General features: G+C 63.1%; 16 protein-coding genes and 1 pseudogene. 5 read left to right on the top strand and 12 right to left on the bottom strand.

Annotation, left to right across the window (positions count from 1 at the left end; genetic code table 11):
• The 6 genes from CI805_RS04935 to CI805_RS04910 all read right to left on the bottom strand — a co-directional run bounded on the left by CI805_RS04935 (window position 1) and on the right by CI805_RS04910 (window position 4334).
• The gene (locus tag CI805_RS04935) at window positions 1-759 is read right to left on the bottom strand and encodes a hypothetical protein (RefSeq protein ID WP_260926786.1); all 759 of its coding nucleotides are present in this window, start codon (window positions 757-759) and stop codon (window positions 1-3) included.
• Between the two features lie 37 nt (window positions 760-796).
• Window positions 797-1708 carry a bifunctional methylenetetrahydrofolate dehydrogenase/methenyltetrahydrofolate cyclohydrolase FolD gene (gene folD, locus CI805_RS04930; RefSeq protein ID WP_260926785.1) on the bottom strand — a complete coding sequence of 304 codons (912 nt, stop codon included), beginning with the start codon at window positions 1706-1708 and terminating at the stop codon, window positions 797-799.
• A gap of 14 nt (window positions 1709-1722) precedes the next feature.
• The gene (locus tag CI805_RS04925; RefSeq protein ID WP_260926783.1) at window positions 1723-2016 is read right to left on the bottom strand and encodes a YggT family protein; all 294 of its coding nucleotides are present in this window, start codon (window positions 2014-2016) and stop codon (window positions 1723-1725) included.
• 132 nt (window positions 2017-2148) lie between these two features.
• Window positions 2149-2712 (bottom strand): hypothetical protein, encoded by a 564-nt coding sequence (locus CI805_RS04920; protein ID WP_260926781.1) that lies wholly within the window; start codon window positions 2710-2712, stop codon window positions 2149-2151.
• A 48-nt stretch (window positions 2713-2760) separates the two neighbouring features.
• Entirely contained in the window at window positions 2761-3660 is a 900-nt protein-coding gene (gene argB, locus CI805_RS04915) for an acetylglutamate kinase (protein ID WP_260926779.1), read from the bottom strand.
• Between the two features lie 56 nt (window positions 3661-3716).
• A complete protein-coding gene (locus CI805_RS04910; RefSeq protein ID WP_409934936.1) occupies window positions 3717-4334 on the bottom strand; it encodes a queuosine precursor transporter in 618 nt (205 codons plus the stop codon).
• A 142-nt stretch (window positions 4335-4476) separates the two neighbouring features.
• On the opposite strand from CI805_RS04910, the gene CI805_RS04905 reads away from it, so the two are divergent.
• Complete coding sequence (locus tag CI805_RS04905; protein ID WP_260926775.1) at window positions 4477-5829, top strand: NupC/NupG family nucleoside CNT transporter; 1353 nt, start codon at window positions 4477-4479, stop codon at window positions 5827-5829.
• A gap of 79 nt (window positions 5830-5908) precedes the next feature.
• Complete coding sequence (locus CI805_RS04900) at window positions 5909-6289, top strand: DUF4870 family protein (RefSeq protein WP_260926774.1); 381 nt, start codon at window positions 5909-5911, stop codon at window positions 6287-6289.
• Window positions 6290-6415: 126 nt separating this feature from the next.
• On the opposite strand, the gene CI805_RS04895 is transcribed toward CI805_RS04900, so the two are convergent.
• Together CI805_RS04895 and CI805_RS04890 are read right to left on the bottom strand one after the other, a co-directional pair.
• Window positions 6416-6709, bottom strand: a complete 294-nt coding sequence (locus CI805_RS04895; protein WP_260926772.1) for a DUF1294 domain-containing protein — start codon at window positions 6707-6709, stop codon at window positions 6416-6418.
• 100 nt (window positions 6710-6809) lie between these two features.
• Window positions 6810-7862, bottom strand: a complete 1053-nt coding sequence (locus CI805_RS04890) for a ribonucleotide-diphosphate reductase subunit beta (protein WP_260926770.1) — start codon at window positions 7860-7862, stop codon at window positions 6810-6812.
• Between the two features lie 360 nt (window positions 7863-8222).
• Here CI805_RS04890 and CI805_RS04885 point away from each other — a divergent pair, with 360 nt between their 5' ends.
• Window positions 8223-8480: a DUF2171 domain-containing protein gene (locus CI805_RS04885; RefSeq protein WP_260926769.1), complete on the top strand. Its 258-nt coding sequence runs from the start codon at window positions 8223-8225 to the stop codon at window positions 8478-8480.
• Between the two features lie 55 nt (window positions 8481-8535).
• Here the strand turns inward: CI805_RS04885 and CI805_RS04880 are convergent, their stop codons facing one another.
• Together CI805_RS04880 and CI805_RS04875 are read right to left on the bottom strand one after the other, a co-directional pair.
• Entirely contained in the window at window positions 8536-8700 is a 165-nt protein-coding gene (locus CI805_RS04880) for a hypothetical protein (protein ID WP_260926767.1), read from the bottom strand.
• A gap of 220 nt (window positions 8701-8920) precedes the next feature.
• A complete protein-coding gene (locus CI805_RS04875) occupies window positions 8921-10834 on the bottom strand; it encodes a ribonucleoside-diphosphate reductase subunit alpha (RefSeq protein WP_260927817.1) in 1914 nt (637 codons plus the stop codon).
• Window positions 10835-11564: 730 nt separating this feature from the next.
• Here CI805_RS04875 and CI805_RS04870 point away from each other — a divergent pair.
• Window positions 11565-11813, top strand: a complete 249-nt coding sequence (locus CI805_RS04870) for a GlsB/YeaQ/YmgE family stress response membrane protein (RefSeq protein ID WP_260926766.1) — start codon at window positions 11565-11567, stop codon at window positions 11811-11813.
• 161 nt (window positions 11814-11974) lie between these two features.
• Here CI805_RS04870 and CI805_RS04865 read toward each other — a convergent pair.
• Window positions 11975-12689, bottom strand: a pseudogene (locus tag CI805_RS04865) (IS3 family transposase); the annotation flags it as partial.
• Between the two features lie 38 nt (window positions 12690-12727).
• On the opposite strand from CI805_RS04865, the gene CI805_RS04860 reads away from it, so the two are divergent.
• On the top strand, window positions 12728-13114 hold the full coding sequence (locus tag CI805_RS04860) for a site-specific integrase (protein WP_313958529.1): 387 nt from the start codon (window positions 12728-12730) through the stop codon (window positions 13112-13114).
• A 369-nt stretch (window positions 13115-13483) separates the two neighbouring features.
• Here CI805_RS04860 and CI805_RS04855 read toward each other — a convergent pair.
• A protein-coding gene (locus CI805_RS04855) for an IS630 family transposase (protein ID WP_260923236.1) occupies window positions 13484-14430 on the bottom strand; the annotation gives its coding sequence in 2 pieces (ribosomal slippage) (window positions 13484-14094 and window positions 14094-14430; 948 coding nt in all).
• Between the last annotated feature and the right edge of the window lie 58 nt (window positions 14431-14488).

Here is a 14488-nt window from a genome sequence, read left to right as displayed (position 1 = left end):
TCAGCGGGCCTCCCTGCCCGCGCGCAAGTATCCCCGCGGGGGTGTCAGCGCCGCGACAGAGGCGGCGGACAGGTTGAAATCGATCACCGGAACCATGGCCCCGGCCTTGCGCAGCGACACTTCGAGTGTGCCCCCGCCATCTGCCTCTGCATAGGACCATGCGAGCGTTCCGTCACGCGACATGCCGCCACTGCCCACAGTAGAGGCCCGGCTTTCCAGCGAAACGCTGGGCACAGGGGGCGCATCGGGCGCCCGGCGAATGCATTCGGCAACGCTGGCGCTGAGCGTTTCCAGTTCGTCATCGGGCTTGGCAGCCACGGCCTGAGCTTCCGGTTCCGCAGGCCCCTCGGCAAACGCTACCCAGCGATAGTCGCCGGGCTTGCGTTGCTGCCAGACCCTGACGAAAGGACCACTGCCCGCGGCATCGCGCCATGTTCCGCGCGTGACGCCCAGCGTGCCGTCGCAGCTCATCCAGACAGACTTTGCATCCCAGCGTTGCGGGCCAAGCCCATCTCCGTGGCGCGAGAGCCAGTCTTTCGCGGGCACCGGATCCGGCGCCAGCACGACTGCCTCGTCCATCGCCGCATCGCGCAACGCCTTCGCGAGGCCTTTATCCATGGCCCGGCGTCCAAGCGCGATCTCGGTGGCGATCAGTTCGCTGGGGTTGGCCGTACCCGGCCCGATGCCAAGCCGCATCCGCTTGCGGGCCTCCGCCGCCCCCGGTACCAGCAGCGCCGAGAGCACGAGCGCGCCCGCCACGAGGGCAAGAGGCCTTGACCGGATCACGGCCGCGCCGTCACAGGCTGGCGTCGTCGAAGGCGATCCCGGCGTTGCGATGGGCGGCGACGATGGCGTTGCGCAGCAGCACGGCAATGGTCATCGGGCCGACACCGCCGGGCACCGGCGTGATCGCGCCTGCAACCGCGCTGGCCGAGGCGAAATCGACATCGCCGACCAAACGCGCCTTCTCCCCCTCGGCGCCCTCGACACGGTTGATGCCGACGTCGATCACGGTCGCGCCGGGCTTGATCCACTCGCCCCGCACCATCTCAGGACGACCCACCGCGGCCACGACGATATCGGCGCGGCGCACGACATCGGGCAGATCCCTGGTGCGGCTATGCGCCAGCGTGACGGTGCAGCTCTCGGCAGTGAGCAATTGCGCCATCGGCTTGCCGACGATGTTCGAACGACCGATCACCACCGCATCGAGGCCGGAAAGCGAACCGAGCTTGTCCTTCAGCAGCATCAGGCAGCCGAGCGGCGTGCAGGGCACAAAGCCCGGCAGCCCGGTGGCAAGGCGCCCGACATTGATGACGTGAAAACCATCGACATCCTTGTCGGGATCGATCGCAGCGATCACCGTCTGCTCGTTCATGTGCGCGGGCAGCGGCAACTGGACGAGGATGCCGTCCACCGCCGGATCGGCGTTGAGCGCCTGCACCACCGCCAGCAGTTCGGCTTCGCTAGCGTCGGCAGGCAGCTTGTGCTCGAAGCTGTTCATCCCGCAGGCGACGGTCATCTTGCCCTTGGAGCGGACATAGACCTGGCTGGCCGGGTCCTCGCCCACCAGTACCACTGCAAGGCCCGCCTTGCGCCCCGCCTTCGCCTCGAAATCGGCGGCGGCGACAGCCACCTTCTCGCGCAGGCCTTGCGCAAAGGCCTTGCCGTCGATGATGGCGGCAGCGGCGGTCGCAGTATCGGTCATGTCGGGATCAGCTCTCAGATATAGGTGCGGGCAAGGTTGCCGAGGATAATGTTGAGCACGTTCAGGCCGATGATCAGCACCATCGGCGAAAAGTCGATCCCACCGGTATTGGGCAGGATACGCCGGATCGGCGCCAGCATCGGTTCCAGCAGCGCATTAAGCGCGCGCCACAGCGAGGCGACGAACTGGTTGTGGGTATTGACCACGTTGAACGCGATCAGCAGGCCCAGCACGAACTGGACGATCACGATCCACACGATGATCGTGATGAGATAGTTCACGATCTGGTAGAGGGTGAAGAAGATCAAGGCGTGCTCCTGGAGTGCGCGAGAGGGATACCCGCGCTCAATAGCGGGCAGCCCGACCCTCCGGCAAGAGTGTGCGGGGAACAATCTGGTCCGGGCCCGGTATACCGGGCACTGCCGCGGTCATGACCAGCATCAGGACGAGAAGGTCGACGTCCGCTCGATCCGCCAGTTAAGCTGTTCCTCGCTCGCCCCCGGCACGTCGTTGACGCGGCGCACGACGATGGTCCCGCGCTGCGAAGGTCGACCGTCCGAGAAGTCCACCACCAGTGGCGCTTCATAGTAGAGCGAACCGGCAGCACCCTCGACATCGCCCTTGCCCAGCGTCAGGCGAGCCCCGGCACCGGCGAATTCCGCCTTGAGCTTGTCGGGCGTCATCTGCGCATCGAGGCTCCACGCTTTCGCCGCAGCCGCCCAGTTCTGGGAGCGGATCGCGCTGGTGTAGAACTGCAGCAGGCGCTCGGGCTGCTGGCGATCGGTCAGCGCGCCGAAATCGAGATTGGAGACGACCGCGCCATTCCCCGAACCCGTGGCGTCGGCGGAAGGCTGCACATCTGGCCCAGCGCTGGCCGAAGCACTGGCCGCCGACGAAGGATCGCTGCCGCCCTGACAACCCGCCAGCACCAGAGAGGCGACGGCCAGCGCGGTTGCAGCAGGGACCAGTCGACGAACGGGGCGGAATGCGGGCATTTTCATCATGATAAACTATACGGCCTTTTTCTGGTTCTAGCCTCTTGGCGAGGAAAACTAGCCAGCGCGGATGAGCGTGCCGGCTCCTTCCTGCGTGAAGATTTCCAGCAACATGGCATGCGAGACCCGTCCGTCAAGCACGACGGCGGCTTCGCAGCCCGCTTCCACGGCGTGGATGCAGGTTTCCAGCTTGGGGATCATCCCGCCCGATATCGTGCCATCTTCCTGAAGCGCGGCAATGTCGGCAGGCGTCAGGTCGGTCAGCAGTTCGCCCTGCTTGTCGAGCACGCCGCGCACGTCGGTGAGCAGGAACAGCCGCGCCGCGCCCAGCGCTGCGGCGACCGCGCCTGCCATCGTATCGGCATTGACGTTGTAGGTCTCGCCATCCGGCCCCGCCGCGATCGGCGAGATCACCGGGATGTAGCCTGCGGACGAGATCGTCTCGATCACGCGGATGTCGATGTGCTCGGGCTCGCCCACGAAGCCGAGGTCGACGACCTTCTCAATCTGGCTGTCGGGGTCCTTCTTGGTGCGGGCGACCTTGCGCGCGGTGGCGAGGCCACCGTCCTTGCCGGAAATGCCCATGGCCTTGCCGCCCGCCTTGGCGATCCAGCCGACGATTTCCTTGTTGATCGCGCCGCACAGCACCATTTCGGCGACCTGTGCGGTCTGCTTGTCGGTCACGCGAAGCCCGTCGATGAACTGCGATTCGACACCCATGGTCTTGAGCATGTTGCCGATCTGCGGCCCGCCGCCGTGGACGACCACCGGGTTGATGCCGATCGCCTTCAGTAACACGACGTCTTCGGCGAAATCCTCCGCCAGCGCCGGATCGCCCATCGCATGGCCGCCGTATTTCACGACGAACGTGCGCCCGGCGTATCGCTGCAGATAGGGCAGCGCATCGACGAGGGTTGCGGCCTTGGAGAGAAGCTGGGGATCGTGCGGATTCGGCATGGGGGTGCTTTAACCCCCTTGCGCCGGATTTGAAGCCATTTGTGGCCGAATGGCGCTTAAAATCCGCCTTCCCGCGCATCAATGCTGCGTCCGATGCGCACCACGATGGTGATGATGATCGGCACAAGCACGGCCGATAGCGCCACCTTGGCCAGCATCTGGCCCAGCATGATCGGCAGGATATCACGCTCGCCATAGAACGAAAGCGTGATGAAGATCATCGTATCGGCGATCTGCGAGAGCGCCGCAGCGATGGCCCCGCGCAAGGGTGCAAGGCGCCCTCCGCCCACAGCGCCGCCCAGACGCGAGAAGATGAAGATATTGAGCGTCAGCGACACGGCATAGGCGCAGATCCCCGCCGCCATCATTCGCCACGACTGGCCCAGCACGATCGGGAACGCGGCCTTGGCAGGTTCGTACATGCCCGGATCGGTGGGCAGGCGCAGCACGAACAGCGTGAGCAGGATCGCCATGACCAGCGGGATCATCCCGAAGCGGGCAAGGCGCTGCGCTGTCGATGCGCCATAAAGCTGCGCGATGCCGCTCGATGTCGCCACCAGCGTCAGGAACGGGAAGATCCCCGCCTCCACCGCCAGCGGCCCCAGCGCCACCTGCTTGGAGCCCAGAACGCCCCCCAGCGTGACCATGCCCCCGTACAGGACAGTGAACAACATCAGGGCGGGAGGGCAGGATCGGGTCGACATCCTCAAGGCATTTAGGCAAATGTGGCGCTTTGGACTAGAAGCCAGCGACAGTCGGCCTATAGAATTCCACGCAATTTTCGCTTCAGACCTGCCCCGGGGGACAGTTTTCTCGATGCCAACCCTTTTCAGCGCCCTCGGCGTCGCTCTCATCATTGCCATCGCCTACCTGCTTTCCTCGAATCGCCGTGCGATTCGCCTGCGAGTCGTGGGCGCAGCTTTCGCGCTTCAGGCAGGCTTCGCGGCGCTGGTGCTCTACGTCCCGATCGGCCGCAAACTGCTGTCGGGCGCGGCATCGGCGGTGGAGAGCCTGCTCGGCTATGCCCATGCCGGTGTGGACTTCCTGTTCGGCCCGCTCGCCGCACCGAACGTGGGCGGCGCCAGCTTCGCGATCTCGGCGCTGCCGGTGATCATCTTCTTCGCCTCGTTGATCTCGATCCTCTATTACCTGCGCATCATGCCGCTGGTGATCCGCTGGATCGGCGGCGCGCTGCAAAAGGTGACGGGGATCAGCAAGGTGGAAAGCCTGTGCGCGGCCTCGAACATCTTCGTCGGCCAGAGCGAAAGCCCGCTGGTGATCCGGCCTTACCTTGCCGCGCTCAACCCCTCGCAACTGTTCTGCGTGATGAGCGTGGGCCTGGCCGGTGTAGCAGGCACGATCCTGGCCGCCTACGCCAGCATGGGCATCCGCATCGACTACCTCGTCGCCGCCGCCTTCATGGCCGCGCCGGGCGGCATCTTCATGGCCAAGATGATCATGCCCGACCCGCTGCCGGGCGAGACCCATCCGCTTGCGCACCTGTCGGACAACACCCCGCCGCCCGCAGGCCTCGCCGCCGCCGCGCTCAACCGGCAGGACGTGGCGCACCAGCCCGGCGTCCATGTCGAGGAAGTTGCGGACAGTCAGGGTGACATCCCCGTCGAAGTACCGCACGACGAGGAAAAGCCCGCAAACATCATCATGGCCGCCGCGCAGGGCGCCCAGACCGGCGTGAAGCTGGCCGTGGCCGTGGGCGCGATGGTGCTGGCCTTCGTGGCGCTGATCGCGCTGGCCAACGGCCTGTTCGGCTCGATCGCCAGCCTGCTGGGCTTCCACGACGTGACCGTGCAGGCGCTGCTCGGCTACGTCTTCGCACCGATCTTCTACCTGCTCGCCGCTCCGGACTGGACTCAGGCGATGCACGCGGGCGGCCTGTTCGGCACCAAGATCGTGCTCAACGAATTCGTCGCCTTCATCGAGATGGGCAAGGACCCGCTGCTCAGCCAGCGGACCGTTGCCGTCGTGACGTTTGCGCTGTGCGGTTTCGCCAACTTCTCCTCGATCGCGATCCAGCTGGCCGTGACCGGCAGCCTCGCCCCCAACCAGCGCCCGGTGATCGCCAAGCTGGGCCTGCGCGCGCTGGCCGCCGGCAGTCTCTCCAACCTGATGAGCGCGGCACTGGCGGGGCTGTTCCTCGGCCTGCACTGATAGGTCCGGTTGAGCCAGTTGCCTCTCCCGACGTTTGCGCGCAGAGCTTTCTTGCGACGACAACAGACAGGATGATGATGTGACCGACAAGCCCACCAGCGGCAGCGCCAGCGACAGCAGGAAAAGCAACTTCGAGGCGAACCAGCCCTCGGTTCTGGCCCTGCTCTATCTTGGCGGATCACTGACCTTCGGCGTCTCGGCGATCGCCGGGCTGGTCATGGCCTACCTGTGGCGCAAGGAGCCCCGCGCCGAGTGGGAAGTCTCGCACTACACCTACATGATCCGCACGTTCTGGATGAGCGTGCTGTGGACCGTGGTAGGCATCGCGCTGAGCGTCGTGGTCGTCGGGATCGTCCTGCTGATCGCCACGAGCGTGCTGGTGATCGTGCGCAGCGTGAAGTCGCTGCTGCTGGCCCAGAAGCATGAGCCCATGCCCTCGCCCAAGACCTGGCTGGTCTGATCGAGCGGCTGGTTCAGAAGAAAAACAAAGACAGTTCCGGGGCCAGCGGCCCCGGCCCCCGTTACGTCTTCCGACGCATTCGGTTTACCCAGATCCGGCGCATGTTCTTCAACACGTGACGGCTCATCAACCGCCCAGCCACCAGCCGCCGCCCACCGCCAGCGCAACGGCCTGCAGGATCGCGATGGCGTGAAGATTGCGCACGAACGGCTGCTTGCGCGTCTTGTGCCGGAACAGCGAACGCGCCGCATAGGCGCCCGGCGTCCCACCGAAAAATGCCAGCATGAGCAAATGGCGCTCTGAAATACGCTGACGCGACCGCCCTGCCTGCGCCAGCCGCTTGTCCGTCCAGAACATGATGAACGCCGCAAGGTTCACGCAGCCAAGCGCAACGAGAATCAGCTGGAAGAGATCAGGCATGGCTCGGCGCCTAACCGCGCAAGTCTCATACAGAAAGCCCCCATACGAAAAGGGCGACCTTGCGGCCGCCCTTCGCATTGTTTCGTCAAGCTGAGTGCAATCACTCTGCCGCTTCGGTCGTCCCGAACAGGCCCGGCTCGCCGCCTTCGACGTTCGCGGCGGTCTCGCCCAACTTGGCCTTGCGGCGCGAATCGAAGTTCGCCCAGACGGTGTTCCAGTCACCGCGCGTCGCGCCCTTCGAGTATTCGGTCGCGCGCGTCTCGAAGAAGTTGGCGTGCTCCACGCCGTTGAGCAGCGGCGTCAGCCAGGGCAGCGGATGCTCCTCGATCAGGTAGACCGGCGGCAGGCCCAGCTGGCCAAGGCGCCAGTCGGCGATGAAGCGGATGTAGCGCTTGATGTCCTTGGCGCTCATCCCCGGCACCGGGCCGAGTTCAAAGGCCAGGTCGATGAAGTTGTCCTCAAGACGCACGGTGGTCATGCAGCAGTCGATGATATCCTGCTTGACCGACTTGGTGAGGCAGCCGCGCTCCTTCACGAAAGTATGGAACATCTTGATGATGCCCTCGCAGTGCAGCGTCTCGTCGCGGACCGACCACGAGACGATCTGCCCCATGCCCTTCATCTTGTTGAAGCGCGGGAAGTTCATCAGCATCGCGAAGCTGGCGAACAGCTGAAGTCCCTCGGTGAAGCCGCCGAACATCGCCAGCGTACGGGCGATATCCTCGTCCGAATCGACTCCGAAGGTGTGCATGTAGTCATGCTTGTCCTTCAGCTCGGCATATTCGAGGAAGGCGCCGTATTCGCTCTCGGGCATGCCGATGGTGTCGAGCAGGTGTGAATAGGCCGCGATGTGCACCGTCTCCATGTTGGAGAAGGCGGTGAGCATCATCTTGATCTCGGTCGGCTTGAACACGCGCGCATACTTGTCGTGGTAGCAATCCTGCACCTCGACGTCGGCCTGCGTGAAGAAGCGGAAGATCTGCGTCAGCAGGTTGCGCTCATGCTCGGAAATCTTCTGCGCCCAGTCGCGGCAGTCCTCGCCCAGCGGCACTTCCTCGGGCAGCCAGTGCAGCTGCTGCTGGATCTTCCAGTAGTCGTAGGCCCAGGGGTACTCGAAAGGCTTGTAGGTCTTGCGGGCTTCGAGAAGGGACATGACGGGACAACTCCGGTGAACGACGAATTTTGCTTGCCCCGGCGCGTTTCCGGGCAGCGACACCAAGGCCGCGCCGGCGCAGCGGCGGGCAGGACGGTCATCCTAACCGCAAACCCTGGAAAAGAGGGATAGCTTTTCCTGAGGTTTGCACAGCTTTGACAAATCTTTTAGCACATCTTGCGACTGTGGATAGAGTCCATCGCAAGGGGTTGTGTTCGCTCCGAATCGCCGGGTTTGCGTCGATATGGCCGAAAAGTCGCTGCCTCAGGCATCCCGAAAGCCCATTTTCGACCGCTTCGGAACCCTCGCTGCCGACAGGGTTTGATCCTTGAGAGCCCGTGTGAGACGGAAAGGACGATCATGGCCGGAATCGACGAACAGCACAGCTGGTGGACCTCTGCCGGAACCATCCGGCGCGGCATGACCGTGCTCGATCCGGACGCAGTGCCTCTCGGCACGGTCGATCATGTGGAGGGCGAGGAAATCCATCTCGCGGATACGCCGAACGACGATGCGCGCAGCTTCATTCTGGCCTCGCAGGTCGATGGCATCGACGGCGACACGGTGTTGCTGTCCCGCCGGGGGGATGCGACCTTCGGCGAAGGCGCGCTTCCCTGAAATTCACCCCCGCTCCCGCAGGCATCGCGCCTGCGGGAGCGGGGGCGATCCATCGTCAGTGGTGATCGCCATCCCAGTTGCCGTCACCGCGATGACCGTCATGGCCATGATCGCCATGCGGCGGGCGATGATGTCCCGGATGGCCATAGTTGCACGCGGCCAGCGTGGTCGAGGCCAGCACCGCGACAGCCAGCACGGCGATAATTCGGGTCTTACGCATAAGTTCTCTCCTGTTCGTCGGCATCCAGCCGGGCGCCGTCGTGATGCGGCGACCGGATCGATCATCCGCCACAAATCCGCATGACGCCAGAAATTTACAAGCGTTGGGAAACCCGCCAGTTCCCGACTGACCCGTCACAATGACGACAAAAGGGCGGCCCGAACTTCGGACCGCCCTTTGCGTTCAATCAGAACTCAGGCGCTAATTGGCAGGCCCTTACTTACTGGCAGGCAAGGCACTCGTCGTAGTCGGTGCTCTCGCCGATCTCGAACTTGGGGGCGATGGCGGTGTTGTCCGCCTCGACGCCGCCGGACCCTGCGAAGCCTGCACGCTGCACCGACTTCGAGCGCAGGTAATACAGTGACTTGATACCCCGCTCCCACGCCTGGAAGTGCAGCATCAGCAGGTCCCACTTGTCCACGTCTGCCGGGATGAACAGGTTCAGCGACTGCGCCTGATCGATGTAGGGCGTGCGATCGCCCGCGAATTCGAGCAGCCAGCGCTGGTCGATCTCGAAGCTGGTCTTGAAGCAGTCCTTCTCGTCCTGCGTCAGGAAGTCGAGGTGCTGGACCGAACCGCCCTTTTCGAGGATCGAGTTCCACACATTGGCGGAATCCTTCGACTTCGAGGCCAGCAGCTTTTCGAGATACGGGTTCTTCACCGAGAACGAGCCCGAGAGCGTCTTGTGGGTATAGATGTTGCCCGGAATCGGCTCGATGCAGGCCGAGGTGCCGCCGCAGATGATCGAGATCGACGCGGTGGGCGCGATCGCCATCTTGCTGGAGAAGCGCTGCATCACGCCCATGTCCTGCGCATCGGGGCACGCGCCGCGCTCGTGCGCCAGCAGCAGCGAGGCCTCGTCCGCCTTGGCGGCGATGTGCTGGAAGATCTGCAGGTTGATCGCCTTGGCCATCGCGCTCTCGAACGCGACGCCGCGCTTCTGCAGGTACGAGTGGAAGCCCATCACGCCCAGACCCACCGAACGCTCGCGCGCAGCCGAGTACTTGGCACGGGCCATCTCGTCCGGCGCGCGGTCGATGAAGTCCTGCAGCACGTTGTCGAGGAAGCGCATGATGTCCTCCACCACATGCTTCTCGCCCTTCCACTCTTCCCAGGTCTCCAGGTTGAGCGAGGAGAGGCAGCACACGGCGGTACGGTCGTTGCCCAGGTGATCGCGGCCGGTGGGCAGCGTGATTTCCGAGCACAGGTTCGAGGTGGAGACCTTGAGGCCGAGATCGCGCTGGTGCTTGGGCATCATGCGGTTCACGGTGTCGGAGAACACGAAGTAGGGCTCGCCGGTGCGCAGGCGCACTTCGACCAGCTTCTGGAGCAGCGAACGCGCGTCCACCGTCTTGCGAATCGACTGGTCCTTGGGGCTGCGCAGATTGAATTCGGTGCCGTCGCGCACCGCTTCCATGAACTCGTCCGACAGCAGCACGCCGTGGTGCAGGTTCAGCGCCTTGCGGTTAAAGTCACCGGTAGTGGTGCGGATTTCGAGGAATTCCTCGATCTCGGGGTGCGACACGTCGATGTAGCACGCCGCCGAACCGCGACGCAGCGAGCCCTGCGAGATCGCCAGCGTCAGCGAATCCATCACGCGCACGAAGGGAATGATGCCGCTGGTCTTGCCGTTGAGGCCGACCGGCTCACCGATGCCGCGCACGTTGCCCCAGTAGGTACCGATGCCGCCGCCGCGCGAGGCGAGCCAGACGTTCTCGTTCCAGGTGGCGACGATGCCCTCAAGGCTGTCCTCGACCGAGTTGAGATAGCACGAGATCGGCAGACCACGGCCCGTGCCGCCGTTCGACAGCACCGGGGTTGCCGGCATGAACCACAGCTTCGAGATATAGTCGTACAGGCGCTGGGCATGCGCCTCGTCATCGGCATAGGCATCGGCGACGCGCGCGAACAGGTCCTGATACTTCTCGCCGGGAAGCAGATAGCGATCTTCCAGCGTTTCCTTGCCGAACGCGGTCAGCAGCGCATCGCGGCTCTCGTCGACGACGACGTTGAAGCGGCGCGGACGCACGGTCTTGGAATCGATCTTCTCGGCAGCGGCGGCACCGGCGGCCTTCATCGCGTTACCTAGGGCATCGGCGACCAGCGTGTCGGTTGCGGTATCGGTCTTGTCCATGGCGATGGCCGGGGTGCTCCCCGCCTCCTTGCTGCTGCTGTCGATGGCCGTGTCGATCGTCGTCTCTACGTCCGAACCGTCCACGCGCGCGTCGCTATCGTTCCTGAAATCCACAGTTCGCCCCTTTGTCCGCGCAGGCGGCCTGCCGCCCTGACGCCTTGCGTTCCAACCTTCAGAGCCAGACACGGCCGCCTCGTGGCGACGAAAGCGACGATCCGCTTTCCCTTACCACGAACAGCCCAATCGAGAACGATCTTCCCTGTCCGACCCCATCACACAGACCTGCATCACACGCTCCGCATTGACCGGATCCGTCGAAGCAGCACATTGCCATCCCACCGAGGACCATCAAGGTCTTGAGGCGACGCGGGCTGTGCGACACAACCTATAGTGGACCTTTGCCGCGCCGATGCAAGTGCAGCGAAAATGGAGTGACCATTCCCGTCGCCTCTCGCGACGCGTGGACTTTCCTGTGCTACGTCAAAGGCAAGAGGTCAGATGCACCCGTTCTGTCAGAATTTTTCCACATAAATGCGCGATGAAGCGAATCGGGCGTGCGACGAAACGAAATACCACATCGACCAGCCGAGGCCGCGCGCACCTGCCGGGACAACTGCCCCTTCTCAAGGCACACGGCGCGCTGGAAACCCCGCCCGGCCTCGGGCATTGTGCAGGCGCAGCAGAGCCATTCACCAAGCGCTCACCGGCGCAGTCAGGAAGAAACGACAGCATGTTCAACATCATCGGCGCCATCATCAGCGGACTTATCGTCGGTGTGCTGGCGCGATTCGTCTATCCGGGCACAATCCAAATGGGCTGGATCGCCACGATCCTGCTGGGCATCGGCGGCTCGCTGGTGGCCGGACTCGTCACCAGTCGTGGTCGCACCGAATTTCATCGCGCCGGTTGCCTTGCCTCGATCCTGGGCGCGATCGTGCTGATCTTCGTAGGCCGACATCTGCATATCGGCTTCAATTGAAGGAGGCAATGCCGTGCCGGGGTCGCCGAACCGCTTAGCTTGTCTTGCCTTTTTCTTCGCCTCGGTAAAATTGAGCATATCTCAATCAAACTGCTTTTCAGAGATCGTTGGCTGACCACGATACAACTGACCTGCCCCCACCGAGTGGCCCGATTGGTTTTTTAGTGGATTAAGGCCATCGCCGCCATATCCGGACGGAGGTGGAGCGAAGCGGAACCGGAGGGCGGATATGGCGGTGTCGCTGTTTCCGGTTCCGGCGGTCGATAGCCCAGGCTGCTATGCGGGCGGACGGTGTTGTAATGCCGCCGCCAGGCTTCGATCAGGACCTTGGCCCCGGCGAGGCTGTAGAAGATCTCGCCGCCCGGCAGTTCGTCGCGAAGCGACCCATTGAAGCTTTCGGTATAGCCATTCTCCCATGGTGATCCCAGGGTGATGTAAAGCGTCTTCACACCGATCTGACCCAGCCATTTCTGCACAGCGGTCGCGATAAGTTCGCTGCCATTATCGGACCGTATATGTGCAGGCGGGCCGCGCGAGATGAACAGGTCGGCCAGAGCCGCCAGAACATCCTCGTGCTTGAGCTGACGCGCAACGATGAGCGCCAGGCATTCCCTGCTGGCCTCGTCAATGATCGTGAGGATACGGAACTTGCGGCCATCATGCGTTCGCCCCTCGACGAAATCGTAGGCCCAGACATGTCCCGGATACTCAGGCAGCAGGCGGATGCATGATCCGTCGCCCTGCCATAGACGTCCGCGCTTTGGCTGGCGCTGCGGCACCTTGAGCCCTTCGCGCCGCCATATTCGCTCGACCCGCTTATGGTTTACCGTCCATCCCGCATGGCACATGCAACGCTGTCACCCGGCGGTCACCGTAAGCTTTCGGAGGCTCGGTGGATTCCGCAAATCGAGGATATGAAAATGCGAAAGCGGCATGAGGTTCCGCTCTCGAAGCAGGCGATCGCCATCATCAACGAGATGGCACCGTTGCGAAATGGCCCGTACGTGTTTCCGACGTTTCACACGGGCCGTCGCCCTATCTCGGAGAACACTGTCAACGGCGCGCTTCGCCGGATCGGATATAAAGGCAAAATGACTGCCCACGGTTTTCGCTCCATGGCCAGCACGTTGCTGAACGAGTCGAGCAAGTGGAACCCGGATGCCATCGAAGCTGCGCTCGCTCATAAAGTTGGGAACACGACACGAGCTACGTACAACCGTGGCACTTATTGGAGCGAGCGCGTTGAAATGATGCAGTGGTGGAGCGACTGGCTCGACGAACTCAGAGCAAAAGGGGCCTGATCCGAGGCCCCTTCGGAGGCCCCCAAAAGGCCCCCACGTGGTCGCGGCTGGGGGCCTTTACAGACGACCGTTCGCGAACGCCAGATAAGCAAAAAGCCCCGGTTCCCCGGGGCTTTTTGCTATTTACGGCCACCTCCGAAAAGGTGAATGGTGCCAGAAGAACACTCACATTGAGGGGCATTTTCGGCAGAATTCCAAGCTTTCTAAACTCGATCGTTGACCGGATACCTCCAACGATACCCGCAAAACTTATTCGAGAAGAGGTTCGAGTCCTTTATCACCATAAACTTTCCTCATCATGCGATTCGCGTGGAATTACCTTCCATCTGGATGGGGATGTTATCAGCGTTCTTCTAGAGCGGATTTCGATCAGTCTGGATCATATCCGCAAGAGCTGAAGTAATTGGCGCATTCGGCGGGTTGGAAGATGTCGACGAGCTTTCCGATGAGGCTCCACAGACCGCTGACTGTTCGCTCCCCGATTTTCCTTAGGAGGGCCTTGAGGCGGGAGAAAGCCTTCTCGATCGGATTGAAGTCCGGGCTGTAGGGCGGAAGGAAGCGCAGTGTCGCACCTGCTGCTTCGATCCGATCCCGGACAGCCGGACGCTTATGGCTCGACAGATTGTCCATTATGACGATGTCACCTGGCCGCAGTTCAGGTACGAGAACCTGGGCCACGTAGGCCTCGAACCAATCGCCGTTGATGGGACCGTCCAGTACCATCGGTGCGACCATGCCCGTCATGCGCAGAGCCGCGACCAGCGTAGTGGTCTTGCGGTGCCCGTGAGGGAAACCCATCCGCAGTCGCTCGCCTTTGGCACAGCGGCCATGGCTGCGGGTCATGTTGGTGGCGGTCCAGGTTTCATCGATGAAGACCAGGCGTCCTGGTTCGAGGTCGACCTGCCCCTCGAACCAATCATGCCGCTGCTTCAGGACGTCGGGACGGTCCTGCTCGATTGCATGGCCAGTCTTTTTTTGCGCGTCATGCCCCGACGTACAAAAAACCGATGAAGTCCCGCTACCGAGACGATCAGTCCGGCTGCGGCCAGATCCACCCGTAGTTCTTCCAGCGAAATGTCCTTCCGCGCCTCCCAGACAGCGAGGACTTCCGCCGCTCGTTCCTCGATCCGGCGCGAACGCACATCACCGCCTTGCGGTTTGGCGGCAAAGGCGCCCGTGTCGCGCCGAAGTGCATGCCAGCGGATCGCCGTCGAGGGGGCAACACCAAATCGCGCCGCCGCCGCCCGGCAACTCAATCCGTTATCGATCGCTGCCAAAAGCCGCGAGCGCAAATCCATCGAAAGCGGATGACCCATCCATGCCAGCCTCCTTCACCAGCACGGATTATGAATCACAAAACGCTATCGTAGGGAA

It is taken from the genome of Novosphingobium sp. 9 (assembly GCF_025340265.1).
Lineage (GTDB): Bacteria > Pseudomonadota > Alphaproteobacteria > Sphingomonadales > Sphingomonadaceae > Novosphingobium.
Note: the sequence above shows the minus strand (reverse complement) of the source record. Positions and strands in the feature narration are given on the sequence as shown.

Excerpts from the sequence above, each read along its gene's own strand:
- folD (WP_260926785.1), bottom strand. The coding sequence starts at position 1,708 with ATGACCGATACTGCGACCGCCGCTGCCGCCATCATCGACGGCAAGGCC.
- CI805_RS04920 (WP_260926781.1), bottom strand. The coding sequence starts at position 2,712 with ATGATGAAAATGCCCGCATTCCGCCCCGTTCGTCGACTGGTCCCTGCT.
- argB (WP_260926779.1), bottom strand. The coding sequence starts at position 3,660 with ATGCCGAATCCGCACGATCCCCAGCTTCTCTCCAAGGCCGCAACCCTC.
- CI805_RS04910 (WP_409934936.1), bottom strand. The coding sequence starts at position 4,334 with ATGTTGTTCACTGTCCTGTACGGGGGCATGGTCACGCTGGGGGGCGTT.
- CI805_RS04905 (WP_260926775.1), top strand. The coding sequence starts at position 4,477 with ATGCCAACCCTTTTCAGCGCCCTCGGCGTCGCTCTCATCATTGCCATC.
- CI805_RS04895 (WP_260926772.1), bottom strand. The coding sequence starts at position 6,709 with ATGCCTGATCTCTTCCAGCTGATTCTCGTTGCGCTTGGCTGCGTGAAC.
- CI805_RS04890 (WP_260926770.1), bottom strand. The coding sequence starts at position 7,862 with ATGTCCCTTCTCGAAGCCCGCAAGACCTACAAGCCTTTCGAGTACCCC.
- CI805_RS04885 (WP_260926769.1), top strand. The coding sequence starts at position 8,223 with ATGGCCGGAATCGACGAACAGCACAGCTGGTGGACCTCTGCCGGAACC.
- CI805_RS04880 (WP_260926767.1), bottom strand. The coding sequence starts at position 8,700 with ATGCGTAAGACCCGAATTATCGCCGTGCTGGCTGTCGCGGTGCTGGCC.
- CI805_RS04875 (WP_260927817.1), bottom strand. The coding sequence starts at position 10,834 with ATGGACAAGACCGATACCGCAACCGACACGCTGGTCGCCGATGCCCTA.
- CI805_RS04870 (WP_260926766.1), top strand. The coding sequence starts at position 11,565 with ATGTTCAACATCATCGGCGCCATCATCAGCGGACTTATCGTCGGTGTG.
- CI805_RS04860 (WP_313958529.1), top strand. The coding sequence starts at position 12,728 with ATGAAAATGCGAAAGCGGCATGAGGTTCCGCTCTCGAAGCAGGCGATC.